The organism is Bacillus sp. FSL K6-3154 (assembly GCF_040869395.1).
GTDB classification, from domain to species: domain Bacteria; phylum Bacillota; class Bacilli; order Bacillales; family Bacillaceae; genus Bacillus; species Bacillus safensis.
Window position 1 is genome coordinate 1,703,794 of the sequence record NZ_CP152033.1, and the last position, 16,057, is coordinate 1,719,850.

A 16,057-nucleotide genomic window follows, 5' to 3' on the forward strand; every position below is an offset into this window, starting at 1 on the left:
TAACATAAGTTATCAAACGAAGAAACCTTCTTTTTTAGTTTCCAGCATTTTATTCTTTTTTTCCTCCTAAAAAACCTTCAAAACAAGAATGTGGATATTTTTCCGGCATATTTAGACTATCCACACCCATTATCGACATTTTTTTCACACAAATAACCGATGTGGATAATTATTTTTCAACAGGATGTAAAGTGTGTGGATAAGTTTGTGACACCCATTGCACCATCTTGTTTATTTTGATATTATATTTGTGTTTTAACTCTTAATTACTTATCTGGCCTATTTATATTATCCACAATTTGTGGATAACCTGTGGAAAGTTATTACACAGCCTGTTGAATTGTTTATCCACAGCTTGTGTAATTTGTCGAAAAGACGTTTTTCTACTATATTAATTGTTTTCAACAATGTATGTGCACGAATGGTGATGACCATTTGCTCTTTTTCGTGTTCTATAACAGTTTGATACTGGTCATTTTAAAAAGAAAAGGAGGGGGGAGAGGCCTTATGGAAAATATTTTGGATCTGTGGAATAAAGCACTTCAAAAAATAGAGACAAAATTGAGCAAACCCAGTTTTGAGACATGGATGAAATCGACAAAAGCCCATTCTCTTCAGGGAGATACGCTTACAATTACGGCACCTAATGAATTTGCTAGAGATTGGCTAGAGTCAAGATATCTTCACTTAATTGCTGATACCATCTATGAACTAACAGGTGAAGAGCTCAGCATTAAATTTATTATTCCTCAAAATCAGGATGAAGAGGAAGCCATGCCAAAGTCTCCTATCAAAAAAATGTCTAAAGAAGAGCCCGTTGACATTCCACAAAATATGCTGAATCCAAAATATACATTTGATACTTTTGTTATTGGTTCAGGCAACCGTTTTGCTCATGCCGCTTCACTTGCAGTCGCGGAAGCACCAGCAAAAGCATATAACCCGCTTTTTATTTATGGGGGCGTTGGTTTAGGAAAGACTCACTTGATGCATGCGATTGGTCATTACGTGATCGACCATAATCCATCAGCCAAAGTGGTCTATCTATCATCTGAAAAATTTACTAATGAATTTATCAACTCAATCCGAGATAACAAAGCTGTCGACTTCCGTAACCGCTATCGGAATGTAGATGTGCTTTTGATAGATGATATTCAATTTTTAGCAGGAAAAGAACAAACACAAGAAGAGTTTTTCCATACATTCAACACACTTCACGAAGAAAGTAAGCAAATCGTCATTTCTAGTGACCGGCCTCCGAAGGAAATTCCGACACTTGAAGACAGATTACGCTCTCGATTTGAATGGGGCTTAATTACAGACATTACCCCGCCAGATCTAGAAACGCGTATCGCGATCCTTCGAAAAAAAGCAAAGGCAGAAGGCTTAGACATTCCAAATGAAGTCATGCTGTACATTGCCAATCAAATCGACAGCAACATTCGTGAGCTGGAGGGTGCTTTGATTCGTGTCGTTGCTTACTCTTCTTTAATTAATAAAGACATTAATGCAGATCTAGCAGCTGAGGCGCTAAAGGACATCATTCCTTCATCAAAGCCTAAGGTCATTACAATTAAAGATATTCAAAGAATTGTAGGGCAGCAATTTAATATTCGATTAGAGGATTTCAAAGCAAAGAAACGTACAAAGTCAGTTGCTTATCCAAGACAAATTGCCATGTACCTCTCTAGAGAAATGACCGATTCCTCTCTGCCTAAAATCGGAGAAGAATTTGGCGGTCGTGATCATACGACTGTCATTCATGCTCATGAGAAGATTTCGAAATTAATTGTTGAAGATGAACAGCTTCAGCAGCATGTCAAAGAGATCAAAGAACAATTAAAATAATCAAGCTGATATAATGAGTACGGGAAAATGTGAATAACTAGAGCATAGTCATACACAGTCTGTCCACATGTGGATAGGCTGTCTTTCCTTTCTTTTTCTCGACTTATCCACATATTCACAAGCCCTACTATTACTTCTACGATTTTTATTAATAAAATATATATACATGTCATTAAGAAAATTTAGGAGGACCACTATGAAATTCACGATTCAAAAAGATCGTCTTGTCCAAAGTGTCCAAGATGTATTAAAGGCCGTATCCTCTAGAACAACGATTCCTATTTTGACAGGGATTAAAATTGTTGCGTCTGATGAAGGGGTTTCTCTAACAGGAAGCGATTCTGATATCTCAATTGAATCTTTCATTCCTCAAAGAGATGGAGATTTAGAGGTTATCACCATTGATCGTCCGGGAAGTATTGTGCTTCAAGCCCGCTTCTTTAGTGAAATTGTAAAGAAACTGCCTATGTCTACTGTCGAAATTGAAGTAGAACAAAATCACCTGACTATTATCCGCTCTGGTTCAGCGGAATTTAACTTAAACGGCTTAGATGCTGAAGAATATCCGCATCTTCCACAAATTGAAGAGCATCATGCATTTCAAATTCCGACAGATCTGCTTAAAAACTTAATTCGTCAAACTGTTTTTGCAGTGTCCACCTCAGAAACACGACCTATCTTGACAGGTGTAAACTGGAAGGTTGAAAAAGGTGAATTAATATGCACAGCAACGGATAGCCACCGTCTTGCTTTAAGAAAAGCGAAGTTAGATATTAACGAGGAAAGTTCGTATAATGTCGTGATTCCAGGGAAGAGTTTAACTGAGCTAAGTAAAATTCTTGATGATGGACAAGATCTTGTGAGCATCGTCATTACAGAAACCCAAGTTCTTTTTAAAGCACAAAACGTACTGTTCTTCTCAAGGTTGCTGGATGGAAATTATCCAGATACGGCCCGTCTGATCCCGCAAGAAAGTAAAACGGATGTCGTGGTCAACACGAAAGAGTTCCTTCAGGCCATTGATCGTGCATCACTTTTGGCAAGAGAAGGACGTAATAATGTCGTGAAACTGTCAGCTGATCCTGAACAAAGCCTTGAAATATCTTCTAATTCGCCTGAGATCGGTAAAGTGGTGGAGACGGTTCAAGCAGATGACATTAAAGGGGAAGATCTTAAAATCTCCTTCAGTCCAAAATATATGCTGGATGCGTTAAAAGTATTAGAGGGAACAGATATTCATGTAAGCTTCACTGGTGCAATGAGACCGTTCCTGCTGCGTACGCCAAATGATGATTCTATCTTGCAATTGATTCTTCCGGTAAGAACGTATTAATTCAATCTAAAATGGCTGCTGTGTGAGTGCACAGCAGCTTTTCTTCTCGTTTTCCATGCTTTCTTTCATCCCAGTTCGCTTTCCCCCTTTCCTTCTTGTCTTGTTTTTTAGTACAATTAGATATTAGTGATATTGAAAGAGGTCGATACAATGCCTAATCTTATAACCATTGAAACAGAAATGATTACATTAGGGCAGTTTTTGAAATTAGCCGAAGTCATCCAATCTGGCGGAATGGCGAAATGGTTTTTAAGTGAACATGAGGTGTTCATTAATCAAGAGCCAGATAATAGACGGGGACGCAAACTATACCCAGGAGATGTTGTCGAGATTGAAGGTTACGGCACATTTCAAGTTGTGAATTAGAAACGGGTGACAATACATGTACATTCAAAGTCTGGCGTTAACTTCATACCGAAACTATGAACACACCGAGCTTCAATTCGACAATAAGGTGAATGTCATGATCGGTGAGAATGCCCAAGGTAAAACGAACTTGATGGAAGCGATCTATGTATTGTCGATGGCAAAGTCTCATCGTACGTCAAATGATAAAGAACTTATCCGATGGGACCAAGACTATGCTAAAATAGAAGGTAGAGTCATTAAAAAAAATGGTCCACTCCCAATGCAGCTCGTGATCTCAAAAAAAGGGAAAAAGGGCAAGGTCAATCACATTGAACAACAGAAGCTCAGTCATTATGTTGGTGCGTTAAACACCATTATGTTTGCGCCAGAGGACTTAAGTCTTGTGAAGGGCAGCCCGCAAATCCGCAGAAGATTCCTCGACATGGAGATTGGACAAGTTTCTGCTGTCTACTTGCATGATTTATCGCTCTATCAAAAAATCCTCTCTCAGCGGAATCATTACTTGAAACAATTGCAGACAAGAAAGCAAACGGATCAAGCGATGCTGGAGATTTTAACAGAGCAGTTGATTGATGCGGCAGCGAAAGTGGTCAAAAGACGACTGACTTTTACGAAACAGCTCGAAAAATGGGCGCAGCCGCTGCATTTTGGGATTTCTAGAGAGCTAGAAACACTTACGCTCCAATACCAGACGGCAATAGAGGTATCAGAAGCGTCAGACTTGTCGAAAATAAAGAATAGCTATGAAGAATCGTTTCAGAAACTAAGAGAGAGAGAAATCGACCGAGGGGTGACACTGTGGGGACCTCACAGAGATGACCTGCTTTTCTTTGTGAATGGTCGGGATGTTCAGACATATGGCTCTCAAGGGCAGCAAAGAACAACAGCTCTTTCACTAAAGCTGGCAGAAATTGATCTGATACATGAAGAAATCGGAGAATATCCTATTCTTCTACTTGATGATGTGTTATCTGAACTTGATGATTACAGACAGTCTCATTTGCTCCATACCATTCAGGGACGTGTACAGACCTTCGTCACCACAACAAGTGTTGAAGGCATTGATCACGCCACCCTGAAAGAAGCGGAAATTTTCAGAGTAGCCAGTGGAAAAGTAATTGACTGATAAATGAGGTGTGAGTCTTGTATATTCATTTAGGTGATGATTGTGTTGTTTCTACACGAGAGATTGTCGCAATTGTTGATTACAAAATGAGGTCGTCTTCTGTTGTAGAAGAATTTCTACAAAAACAAGAGAAACATATCATTTCGTTATCACAAGGGACACCCAAATCCATTGTCGTCACAACTGAATCTGTTTATTACTCTCCTCTTTCCTCAAGCACGCTCAAAAAACGTGCTTCGTTTGTGGTTGAAATTGAAGTCTAAAAACTCAATTCATATAAATATATCGTTTAAGAAAAGTGTAGGTGAATGTACGTGGCAATGGAACAGCAACATAATAGTTATGATGAAAATCAGATACAGGTGCTTGAAGGACTAGAAGCTGTTAGAAAACGTCCAGGAATGTACATTGGGTCAACCAATGCAAAAGGGCTTCACCATCTTGTATGGGAAATTGTCGACAACAGTATTGATGAGGCATTAGCTGGTTATTGTACAGACATTACAGTGCAAATTGAAAAAGATAACAGCATTACAGTAAAAGATAATGGCCGCGGGATTCCTGTTGGAATTCATGAGAAAATGGGGCGTCCTGCCGTAGAGGTCATTATGACTGTTCTTCACGCTGGCGGTAAATTTGACGGCAGCGGTTATAAAGTATCAGGCGGTCTGCATGGTGTAGGGGCATCTGTTGTAAATGCATTATCTACTACCTTAGACGTGACTGTATACCGTGACGGGAAAATCCATTATCAGCAGTTCAAACGCGGCGTTCCAGTGGGAGATTTAGAGGTTATTGGTGAAACAGATGTAACCGGGACAACCACTCACTTTGTGCCAGATCCAGAAATTTTCACGGAAACCATTGAATTTGATTACGATACACTTGCTAACCGTGTTCGTGAGTTAGCCTTCTTAACAAAAGGTGTAAACATCATCATAGAAGACTTGCGTGAAGGCAAAGAGCGGAGAAATGAATACTGCTACGAAGGCGGTATTAAGAGCTATGTAGAACATTTAAACCGTTCAAAAGAAGTCGTTCATGAAGAACCTGTGTACATCGAAGGTGAGAAAGACGGAATCACCGTTGAAGTAGCATTACAATATAACGATTCCTATACAAGCAATATCTATTCCTTCGCCAACAATATCAACACGTATGAAGGCGGAACACACGAAGCTGGTTTTAAAACCGGTCTAACGCGTGTCATCAATGACTATGCTCGTAAAAATGGCGTATTCAAAGATGGGGATGCGAATTTAAGTGGTGAAGATGTGCGAGAAGGCTTAACAGCCATTATCTCCATCAAACATCCAGACCCTCAATTCGAAGGACAAACGAAGACAAAGCTTGGGAACTCAGAAGCGAGAACCATCACAGACTCCCTTTTCTCTGAAGCACTTGAGAAATTCTTGCTTGAAAATCCTGATTCTGCGAAAAAAATTGTGGAAAAAGGACTGATGGCAGCTCGTGCAAGAATGGCTGCCAAAAAAGCTCGTGAGCTGACAAGACGTAAAAGTGCACTGGAAGTCTCCAGCTTACCTGGGAAACTGGCGGACTGTTCTTCTAAAGATCCTTCCATCTCTGAACTCTATATTGTAGAGGGAGATTCTGCGGGCGGATCTGCTAAACAAGGCCGTGATCGTCACTTCCAAGCGATCTTACCGTTAAGAGGGAAGATCCTAAACGTAGAAAAAGCTCGTTTAGATAAAATTTTATCGAACAACGAGGTTCGTTCAATGATTACAGCGTTAGGAACTGGAATCGGAGAAGACTTTACTTTAGAGAAAGCACGCTATCACAAAATTGTGATCATGACAGATGCCGATGTGGATGGAGCACACATTCGAACGCTGCTCTTAACATTCTTCTATCGCTACATGCGTGAAATCATTGAAAACGGTTATGTGTATATTGCGCAGCCGCCTTTATATAAAGTGCAGCAAGGAAAACGTGTGGAGTACGTGTATAACGATAAACAGCTGGATGAGCTGTTAAAATCACTTCCTCAAACACCAAAGCCTGGACTTCAGCGTTATAAAGGTCTTGGAGAAATGAATGCTGCTCAGCTTTGGGAAACAACAATGGACCCTGATGCGAGAACACTTCTTCAAGTCACACTTGAGGATGCGATCGATGCTGATGAGACATTTGAAATGCTGATGGGAGATAAAGTAGAACCGAGACGAAACTTTATCGAAGAAAATGCGCAATACGTGAAAAACCTTGATATTTAGATAGATCCCTCCTGAGAACAACCTTATTTCTTGTTTGGAATAAGGTTGTTTTTCAAGAAATAGGGGCGTGTAACGAATGTCCTGGTTTTCCGTGTTTTCGTTGATTTTCTAGTAAATAAATGTGTATAAAGCCGAGATTATTGATATAATGGAGAATAGTCTTGTGAAGATAAATACATATTTTACTCCCACATAATTTATTTCATGTGATACGTAAAGGGAGGTTCTTATAGTGAGTGAACAACATACACCAAATGTACGCGAAGTAAATATTAGTCAAGAAATGCGTACGTCCTTTTTAGATTATGCAATGAGTGTTATTGTTTCGCGTGCATTACCAGATGTGCGAGACGGATTGAAGCCCGTGCATCGAAGAATTTTGTATGCGATGAATGACCTAGGTATGACAAGTGATAAACCATTTAAGAAATCTGCACGTATCGTTGGGGAAGTTATCGGTAAGTACCACCCTCACGGTGACAGCGCTGTATACGAAGCGATGGTTCGTATGGCGCAAGACTTCAACTATCGAAATATGCTGGTTGAAGGCCACGGGAACTTTGGTTCTGTCGATGGAGACGGTGCAGCGGCAATGCGTTATACTGAGGCGCGTCTATCTAAAATTTCAATGGAAATCCTGCGTGATATCACTAAGGATACGATTGATTATCAAGATAACTACGATGGCAGTGAAAGAGAACCAATCGTCATGCCTGCTCGTTTCCCGAACTTATTAGTCAACGGGGCAACAGGTATCGCTGTAGGGATGGCAACAAACATTCCGCCTCACCAGCTAGGTGAAGTGATTGATGGGGTACTGGCGATAAGTCAAAACCCAGAAATGACTACACAGGAACTAATGGAGATCATTCCAGGACCAGACTTCCCAACTGCGGGACAAATCATTGGCCGAAGCGGAATCCGCAAAGCATATGAAACAGGCCGAGGTTCTATTACATTACGTGCAAAGTCTATCATCGAAGAAACATCCAGCGGTAAGCAGCGGATTGTCATTAATGAAATTCCATATCAGGTCAATAAAGCACGTTTGATCGAAAAAATCGCTGATCTTGTGCGCGATAAAAAGATCGATGGCATTACAGATCTCCGTGACGAGTCTGATCGTAATGGAATGCGGATCGTGATTGAACTGCGAAGAGACGCGAACGCCCACGTTCTATTAAACAATCTTTATAAACAAACGACACTTCAAACGTCATTTGGGATCAACTTATTGGCACTAGTTGATGGACAGCCGAAAGTCTTGTCCCTCAAACAATGTCTTGAATATTATTTAGAGCATCAAAAAGTGATTATTCGCAGAAGAACAGCATATGAACTTCGTAAAGCCGAAGCAAGAGCTCATATTCTAGAAGGTTTAAGAATTGCCCTTGACCACTTAGATGAAGTCATTGCATTAATTAGAAGCTCTCAAACTGCTGAAATCGCGAGAAATGGCTTAATGGAGAACTATAGCTTGTCCGAAAAACAAGCACAGGCCATTCTTGATATGCGTCTTCAGCGCTTAACTGGTTTGGAAAGAGAAAAGATAGAAGAAGAATACAAAGGACTTGTTGATTTGATTGCTGAGTTGAAAGCCATTTTAGCAGACAATGAAAAAGTTCTTGAAATCATTAGAGAAGAGTTAACAGAAATCAAAGAACGTTTCAATGATACGCGCCGTACTGAAATTGTGACAGCAGGTATTGAAACAATTGAAGACGAAGATTTGATTCCTGTTGAAAACATCGTGATTACGCTGACTCATAATGGTTATATCAAGCGTCTGCCTGCATCAACATACCGCAGTCAAAAAAGAGGCGGTAAAGGTGTTCAAGGGATGGGAACCAATGAGGATGATTTCGTAGAACAGCTGATTTCAACATCTACCCATGATACAATCCTCTTCTTCTCTAATAAAGGGAAGGTTTATCGTGCGAAGGGATATGAGATTCCTGAATTCGGACGGACAGCGAAAGGGATTCCGATTATTAACCTGCTTGAAGTAGAAAAGGGAGAGTGGATTAATGCCATTATTCCGGTAAGCGAATTTGATGAAGATTCGTATCTCTTCTTTACAACAAGACACGGTGTATCAAAACGAACCTCATTGTCTCAGTTTGCCAACATTCGAAACAATGGACTTATCGCATTAAGTCTTCGTGACGAAGATGAACTGATGGCTGTCCGTTTAACTAATGGAGAAAAACAAATCATCATTGGAACGAAAAAAGGTATGCTGATTCGTTTCGACGAGACAGATGTTCGTGAAATGGGGCGTACGGCAGCTGGCGTGAAAGGAATTACGCTTTCTGAAGATGACATCGTCGTTGGGATGGAAATCCTTGAGCCAGATGCAAACGTATTGATCGTCACCGAAAAAGGGTATGGTAAGTTAACACCTGAAAAAGAATATCGTGTTCAAAGTCGGGGCGGTAAAGGTCTTAAAACATGTAAAATCACTGATAACAATGGTCCGCTTGTCGCAGTGAAGGCGACGAATGCTGAAGCTGAAGAGGACTTGATGATTATTACAGGAAGCGGCGTGATCATTCGTATGGCCGTTTCAGATATTTCAACAACAGGTCGAGTCACTCAAGGTGTCCGCCTGATTCGTCTAGGTGATGATGAACATGTCGCTACAGTGGCATTAGTTGAACAATCACAAGAAGATGATGAAGAGAATAGTGAAGAAAACGTAGAAACTATAGAGTCAGATCAAGAGCAATCTGAGTAAAAATAAAGCCGGTTCTTCACCGGCTTTATTTTTTTCTAAAAAAACATGAGTTTTTTTGAAATTTATAATGCTTTTTTCATAGATATGTGTTAATCTTTCAAAGGAGCAAAAAGAGGCTCTATTTTTTATCTCTTTTACAGTGGAAACTTCTTAAAAAAATAAAATGTTTTTCAAGAAAAATGTTGACTGTTGATAGAGATATATGATATATTTAAGTGGTCGCTTTGAGAGAGTGACACACAAGTTCTTTGAAAACTAAACAAGACAAAACGTACCTGTTAATTCGAGTTTTTATAAAAAATCCTATGATACTTCATAGGTAGTCAGTCAAACTGGCGAAAAGCAAAACTTCGGTTTTGTACTTTTTCGGAGAGTTTGATCCTGGCTCAGGACGAACGCTGGCGGCGTGCCTAATACATGCAAGTCGAGCGGACAGAAGGGAGCTTGCTCCCGGATGTTAGCGGCGGACGGGTGAGTAACACGTGGGTAACCTGCCTGTAAGACTGGGATAACTCCGGGAAACCGGAGCTAATACCGGATAGTTCCTTGAACCGCATGGTTCAAGGATGAAAGACGGTTTCGGCTGTCACTTACAGATGGACCCGCGGCGCATTAGCTAGTTGGTGGGGTAATGGCTCACCAAGGCGACGATGCGTAGCCGACCTGAGAGGGTGATCGGCCACACTGGGACTGAGACACGGCCCAGACTCCTACGGGAGGCAGCAGTAGGGAATCTTCCGCAATGGACGAAAGTCTGACGGAGCAACGCCGCGTGAGTGATGAAGGTTTTCGGATCGTAAAGCTCTGTTGTTAGGGAAGAACAAGTGCGAGAGTAACTGCTCGCACCTTGACGGTACCTAACCAGAAAGCCACGGCTAACTACGTGCCAGCAGCCGCGGTAATACGTAGGTGGCAAGCGTTGTCCGGAATTATTGGGCGTAAAGGGCTCGCAGGCGGTTTCTTAAGTCTGATGTGAAAGCCCCCGGCTCAACCGGGGAGGGTCATTGGAAACTGGGAAACTTGAGTGCAGAAGAGGAGAGTGGAATTCCACGTGTAGCGGTGAAATGCGTAGAGATGTGGAGGAACACCAGTGGCGAAGGCGACTCTCTGGTCTGTAACTGACGCTGAGGAGCGAAAGCGTGGGGAGCGAACAGGATTAGATACCCTGGTAGTCCACGCCGTAAACGATGAGTGCTAAGTGTTAGGGGGTTTCCGCCCCTTAGTGCTGCAGCTAACGCATTAAGCACTCCGCCTGGGGAGTACGGTCGCAAGACTGAAACTCAAAGGAATTGACGGGGGCCCGCACAAGCGGTGGAGCATGTGGTTTAATTCGAAGCAACGCGAAGAACCTTACCAGGTCTTGACATCCTCTGACAACCCTAGAGATAGGGCTTTCCCTTCGGGGACAGAGTGACAGGTGGTGCATGGTTGTCGTCAGCTCGTGTCGTGAGATGTTGGGTTAAGTCCCGCAACGAGCGCAACCCTTGATCTTAGTTGCCAGCATTCAGTTGGGCACTCTAAGGTGACTGCCGGTGACAAACCGGAGGAAGGTGGGGATGACGTCAAATCATCATGCCCCTTATGACCTGGGCTACACACGTGCTACAATGGACAGAACAAAGGGCTGCAAGACCGCAAGGTTTAGCCAATCCCATAAATCTGTTCTCAGTTCGGATCGCAGTCTGCAACTCGACTGCGTGAAGCTGGAATCGCTAGTAATCGCGGATCAGCATGCCGCGGTGAATACGTTCCCGGGCCTTGTACACACCGCCCGTCACACCACGAGAGTTTGCAACACCCGAAGTCGGTGAGGTAACCTTTATGGAGCCAGCCGCCGAAGGTGGGGCAGATGATTGGGGTGAAGTCGTAACAAGGTAGCCGTATCGGAAGGTGCGGCTGGATCACCTCCTTTCTAAGGATATATGGAGCAGCGTACGTTTTCGTCTTGTTTAGTTTTGAAGGAACTTGCAAAAGATCCTACAACATCATATCTTCGATATGAAAGATGGGCCTGTAGCTCAGCTGGTTAGAGCGCACGCCTGATAAGCGTGAGGTCGGTGGTTCGAGTCCACTCAGGCCCACCATCTTCTATTAAATTGGGGCCTTAGCTCAGCTGGGAGAGCGCCTGCCTTGCACGCAGGAGGTCAGCGGTTCGATCCCGCTAGGCTCCACCAACGTGTTCTTTGAAAACTAGATAACAATAAGTAATACATTCACATTGAATGCAATGCAAAGTTCATCACACATAGTGATTCTTTCTAAAGTAAGAAATGGTTAAGTTAGAAAGGGCGCACGGTGGATGCCTTGGCACTAGGAGCCGATGAAGGACGGGACGAACACCGATATGCTTCGGGGAGCTGTAAGCAAGCTTTGATCCGGAGATTTCCGAATGGGGAAACCCACTGCTCGTAATGGAGTAGTATCCATACTTGAATACATAGAGTATGAGAAGGCATACCCGGGGAACTGAAACATCTAAGTACCCGGAGGAAGAGAAAGCAAATGCGATTCCCTGAGTAGCGGCGAGCGAAACGGGAACAGCCCAAACCAAGAGGCTTGCCTCTTGGGGTTGTAGGACACTCTATACGGAGTTACAAAGGAATGATATAAGCGAAGAGGTCTGGAAAGGCCCGCCAAAGAAGGTAACAGCCCTGTAACTGAAATGTCATTCTCTCCAGAGTGGATCCTGAGTACGGCGGAACACGTGAAATTCCGTCGGAATCCGGGAGGACCATCTCCCAAGGCTAAATACTCCCTAGTGACCGATAGTGAACCAGTACCGTGAGGGAAAGGTGAAAAGCACCCCGGAAGGGGAGTGAAATAGATCCTGAAACCGTGTGCCTACAAGTAGTCAGAGCCCGTTAACGGGTGATGGCGTGCCTTTTGTAGAATGAACCGGCGAGTTACGATCCCGTGCAAGGTTAAGCAGAAGATGCGGAGCCGCAGCGAAAGCGAGTCTGAATAGGGCGCATGAGTACGTGGTCGTAGACCCGAAACCAGGTGATCTACCCATGTCCAGGGTGAAGTTCAGGTAACACTGAATGGAGGCCCGAACCCACGCACGTTGAAAAGTGCGGGGATGAGGTGTGGGTAGGGGTGAAATGCCAATCGAACCTGGAGATAGCTGGTTCTCTCCGAAATAGCTTTAGGGCTAGCCTCAAGGTAAGAGTCTCGGAGGTAGAGCACTGATTGGACTAGGGGCCCCTACCGGGTTACCGAATTCAGTCAAACTCCGAATGCCGATGACTTATCCTTGGGAGTCAGACTGCGAGTGATAAGATCCGTAGTCGAAAGGGAAACAGCCCAGACCGCCAGCTAAGGTCCCAAAGTATACGTTAAGTGGAAAAGGATGTGGAGTTGCTTAGACAACCAGGATGTTGGCTTAGAAGCAGCCACCATTTAAAGAGTGCGTAATAGCTCACTGGTCGAGTGACTCTGCGCCGAAAATGTACCGGGGCTAAACGTATCACCGAAGCTGCGGACTGTTCTTACGAACAGTGGTAGGAGAGCGTTCTAAGGGCTGTGAAGCCAGACCGGAAGGACTGGTGGAGCGCTTAGAAGTGAGAATGCCGGTATGAGTAGCGAAAGACGGGTGAGAATCCCGTCCACCGAATGCCTAAGGTTTCCTGAGGAAGGCTCGTCCGCTCAGGGTTAGTCGGGACCTAAGCCGAGGCCGAAAGGCGTAGGCGATGGACAACAGGTTGATATTCCTGTACCACCTCCTCACCATTTGAGCAATGGGGGGACGCAGGAGGATAGGGTAAGCGCGGTATTGGATATCCGCGTCCAAGCAGTTAGGCTGGGAAATAGGCAAATCCGTTTCCCGTAAAGGCTGAGCTGTGATGGCGAGCGAAATTTAGTAGCGAAGTTCCTGATTCCACACTGCCAAGAAAAGCCTCTAGCGAGGTGAGAGGTGCCCGTACCGCAAACCGACACAGGTAGGCGAGGAGAGAATCCTAAGGTGATCGAGAGAACTCTCGTTAAGGAACTCGGCAAAATGACCCCGTAACTTCGGGAGAAGGGGTGCTTCTTAGGGTGTTAAAGCCCCGAGAAGCCGCAGTGAATAGGCCCAGGCGACTGTTTAGCAAAAACACAGGTCTCTGCGAAGCCGTAAGGCGAAGTATAGGGGCTGACGCCTGCCCGGTGCTGGAAGGTTAAGAGGAGCGCTTAGCGTAAGCGAAGGTGCGAATTGAAGCCCCAGTAAACGGCGGCCGTAACTATAACGGTCCTAAGGTAGCGAAATTCCTTGTCGGGTAAGTTCCGACCCGCACGAAAGGCGCAACGATCTGGGCACTGTCTCAACGAGAGACTCGGTGAAATTATAGTACCTGTGAAGATGCAGGTTACCCGCGACAGGACGGAAAGACCCCGTGGAGCTTTACTGCAGCCTGATATTGAATGTTGGTACAGCTTGTACAGGATAGGTAGGAGCCTTGGAAACCGGAGCGCTAGCTTCGGTGGAGGCATCGGTGGGATACTACCCTGGCTGTATTGACCTTCTAACCCGCTGCCCTTATCGGGCAGGGAGACAGTGTCAGGTGGGCAGTTTGACTGGGGCGGTCGCCTCCTAAAATGTAACGGAGGCGCCCAAAGGTTCCCTCAGAATGGTTGGAAATCATTCGCAGAGTGTAAAGGCACAAGGGAGCTTGACTGCGAGACCTACAAGTCGAGCAGGGACGAAAGTCGGGCTTAGTGATCCGGTGGTTCCGCATGGAAGGGCCATCGCTCAACGGATAAAAGCTACCCCGGGGATAACAGGCTTATCTCCCCCAAGAGTCCACATCGACGGGGAGGTTTGGCACCTCGATGTCGGCTCATCGCATCCTGGGGCTGTAGTCGGTCCCAAGGGTTGGGCTGTTCGCCCATTAAAGCGGTACGCGAGCTGGGTTCAGAACGTCGTGAGACAGTTCGGTCCCTATCCGTCGCGGGCGCAGGAAATTTGAGAGGAGCTGTCCTTAGTACGAGAGGACCGGGATGGACGCACCGCTGGTGTACCAGTTGTTCTGCCAAGGGCATCGCTGGGTAGCTATGTGCGGACGGGATAAGTGCTGAAAGCATCTAAGCATGAAGCCCCCCTCAAGATGAGATTTCCCATTCCGCAAGGAAGTAAGATCCCTGAAAGATGATCAGGTTGATAGGTCTGAGGTGGAAGCGTGGTGACACGTGGAGCTGACAGATACTAATAGATCGAGGACTTAACCTATATTCTAATGTGAAGCATGAACATTGTTATCTAGTTTTGAGAGAACATTCTCTCCATCAGGTTTGGTGGCGATAGCGAAGAGGTCACACCCGTTCCCATACCGAACACGGAAGTTAAGCTCTTCAGCGCCGATGGTAGTTGGGGGTTTCCCCCTGTGAGAGTAGGACGCCGCCAAGCTTCTATAAGGATCAGTTCCAGTCGGAACTGGTCTTTTTTGTTTTTTCTTCTAACAGCATCATGATGTAAGCTGGGAACTTCTCTTCTGCAATCTCCATGTAGCGTTCAATCATGACGTAATCATCGCTAATGTATTGAGACAGCAGCTCGTACCACCATTCTGTTTCGTAGCGGGCAATCATACTAAGGTTATACATCAATAAGTAATGGCTGATGATCTCAGGAATCCCTAGAAAAGCATCTCGTGTTGACGGTATAAACCATTGATCCATTTCTAAATCATAATGAAGATGAGTAGCAAGTGCTGGGTTTTCTTCAAGAAATACATCAAACGTCAGTTTTTTAGCCTCTCTCTGTTTGAGTTTCCAGCTTGTATGAAACTCAAAGTATTCAATAAACCGTTCAGCAGACATGTTATAAAGTAATGGAATATGATCTTGAATCATCATTCCATTAGCCTTTTCTACTTTAACTAAAGTCGAGGGCTGCTTTTGAAACTCCAGAATATGACTCATTTCAGGTATTTTAGACAGGAGATGGATCATCGTAAATCGCTCATCTTCAAGACCATTTAATTGAAATAGATGCTTTAACACATGCATACATAGCCCATTTCTTTGGATTTTCACCTCATCTTCACTAAAACGGTAATGCTGTTTCTTTCTCTTCCTTGATGTTACACCATGAGCTAAAACAGAGGTTTGAGAAGGATAATGGGGGTCTACCGTCAGCAAACATGCTTTTAGCAGCTGTGCCATTCCATAAAACAATAAAATGGGTTTAAGTTCTAGAGGCGCGATCGCAGCCTGTTCATAAAACGTGTGGCCATGTTTTAGAAAGTAAATAAATCGTTCACAGTTTTTATAGGCTTGCTGGTTTGCATCTTGAATGTTCCGTTTCTCATATTGTTGAAATAGAAACTTTTGGGAGGTTTCGAGCGAGTAAAAACGTTTTAAATCCTTCCATCCTGAACTTTTCATCTTCTTCCTCAACTCTCTTTATATTTTCTAAAAATTGCAACTGTTTG

General features: G+C 43.9%; 8 protein-coding genes, 2 tRNA genes and 3 rRNA genes. 12 read left to right on the forward strand and 1 reads right to left on the reverse strand.

Translation table 11 applies throughout. The features are described from left to right. Positions 1–507 precede the first annotated feature (507 nt). The 12 genes from dnaA to rrf all read left to right on the forward strand — a co-directional run bounded on the left by dnaA (position 508) and on the right by rrf (position 15,030). Positions 508–1,848 carry a chromosomal replication initiator protein DnaA gene (dnaA, locus tag MHH61_RS08860; RefSeq protein WP_024424073.1) on the forward strand — a complete coding sequence of 447 codons (1,341 nt, stop codon included), beginning with the start codon at positions 508–510 and terminating at the stop codon, positions 1,846–1,848. Positions 1,849–2,044: 196 nt separating this feature from the next. Then, positions 2,045–3,181: a DNA polymerase III subunit beta gene (gene dnaN, locus MHH61_RS08865; protein ID WP_024424074.1), complete on the forward strand. Its 1,137-nt coding sequence runs from the start codon at positions 2,045–2,047 to the stop codon at positions 3,179–3,181. Between the two features lie 150 nt (positions 3,182–3,331). Then, positions 3,332–3,547, forward strand: a complete 216-nt coding sequence (yaaA, locus tag MHH61_RS08870) for a S4 domain-containing protein YaaA (protein WP_008360916.1) — start codon at positions 3,332–3,334, stop codon at positions 3,545–3,547. Between the two features lie 16 nt (positions 3,548–3,563). Next, positions 3,564–4,676: a DNA replication/repair protein RecF gene (gene recF, locus MHH61_RS08875; RefSeq protein WP_024424075.1), complete on the forward strand. Its 1,113-nt coding sequence runs from the start codon at positions 3,564–3,566 to the stop codon at positions 4,674–4,676. A gap of 17 nt (positions 4,677–4,693) precedes the next feature. Then, positions 4,694–4,939, forward strand: coding sequence for an extracellular matrix regulator RemB (gene remB / locus MHH61_RS08880; protein ID WP_056766786.1), 246 nt, complete (start codon positions 4,694–4,696; stop codon positions 4,937–4,939). Between the two features lie 57 nt (positions 4,940–4,996). After that, positions 4,997–6,913, forward strand: a complete 1,917-nt coding sequence (gene gyrB / locus MHH61_RS08885) for a DNA topoisomerase (ATP-hydrolyzing) subunit B (RefSeq protein ID WP_024424077.1) — start codon at positions 4,997–4,999, stop codon at positions 6,911–6,913. A 232-nt stretch (positions 6,914–7,145) separates the two neighbouring features. Further along, on the forward strand, positions 7,146–9,650 hold the full coding sequence (gene gyrA, locus MHH61_RS08890; protein WP_024424078.1) for a DNA gyrase subunit A: 2,505 nt from the start codon (positions 7,146–7,148) through the stop codon (positions 9,648–9,650). Positions 9,651–10,013: 363 nt separating this feature from the next. Continuing rightward, positions 10,014–11,562: ribosomal RNA gene (locus tag MHH61_RS08895) — 16S ribosomal RNA — on the forward strand. A gap of 95 nt (positions 11,563–11,657) precedes the next feature. After that, positions 11,658–11,734: transfer RNA gene (locus MHH61_RS08900), tRNA-Ile, on the forward strand. Positions 11,735–11,748: 14 nt separating this feature from the next. Next, positions 11,749–11,824: transfer RNA gene (locus MHH61_RS08905), tRNA-Ala, on the forward strand. Between the two features lie 98 nt (positions 11,825–11,922). Continuing rightward, positions 11,923–14,853 (forward strand): 23S ribosomal RNA (locus MHH61_RS08910). A gap of 61 nt (positions 14,854–14,914) precedes the next feature. Further along, a 5S ribosomal RNA gene (gene rrf, locus MHH61_RS08915) occupies positions 14,915–15,030 on the forward strand. Together the 16S, 23S and 5S rRNA genes with 2 tRNA genes alongside form the textbook arrangement of a ribosomal RNA operon. Before the next feature lie 11 nt (positions 15,031–15,041). On the opposite strand, the gene MHH61_RS08920 is transcribed toward rrf, so the two are convergent. After that, complete coding sequence (locus MHH61_RS08920; RefSeq protein ID WP_024426750.1) at positions 15,042–16,010, reverse strand: YaaC family protein; 969 nt, start codon at positions 16,008–16,010, stop codon at positions 15,042–15,044. Positions 16,011–16,057: the final 47 nt, after the last annotated feature.

What these genes read in the sequence shown, in the direction of transcription:
- dnaA (WP_024424073.1), top strand. Translation starts at nt 508, where the DNA reads ATGGAAAATATTTTGGATCTGTGGAATAAAGCACTTCAAAAAATAGAG.
- dnaN (WP_024424074.1), top strand. Translation starts at nt 2,045, where the DNA reads ATGAAATTCACGATTCAAAAAGATCGTCTTGTCCAAAGTGTCCAAGAT.
- yaaA (WP_008360916.1), top strand. Translation starts at nt 3,332, where the DNA reads ATGCCTAATCTTATAACCATTGAAACAGAAATGATTACATTAGGGCAG.
- recF (WP_024424075.1), top strand. Translation starts at nt 3,564, where the DNA reads ATGTACATTCAAAGTCTGGCGTTAACTTCATACCGAAACTATGAACAC.
- gyrB (WP_024424077.1), top strand. Translation starts at nt 4,997, where the DNA reads ATGGAACAGCAACATAATAGTTATGATGAAAATCAGATACAGGTGCTT.
- MHH61_RS08920 (WP_024426750.1), bottom strand. Translation starts at nt 16,010, where the DNA reads ATGAAAAGTTCAGGATGGAAGGATTTAAAACGTTTTTACTCGCTCGAA.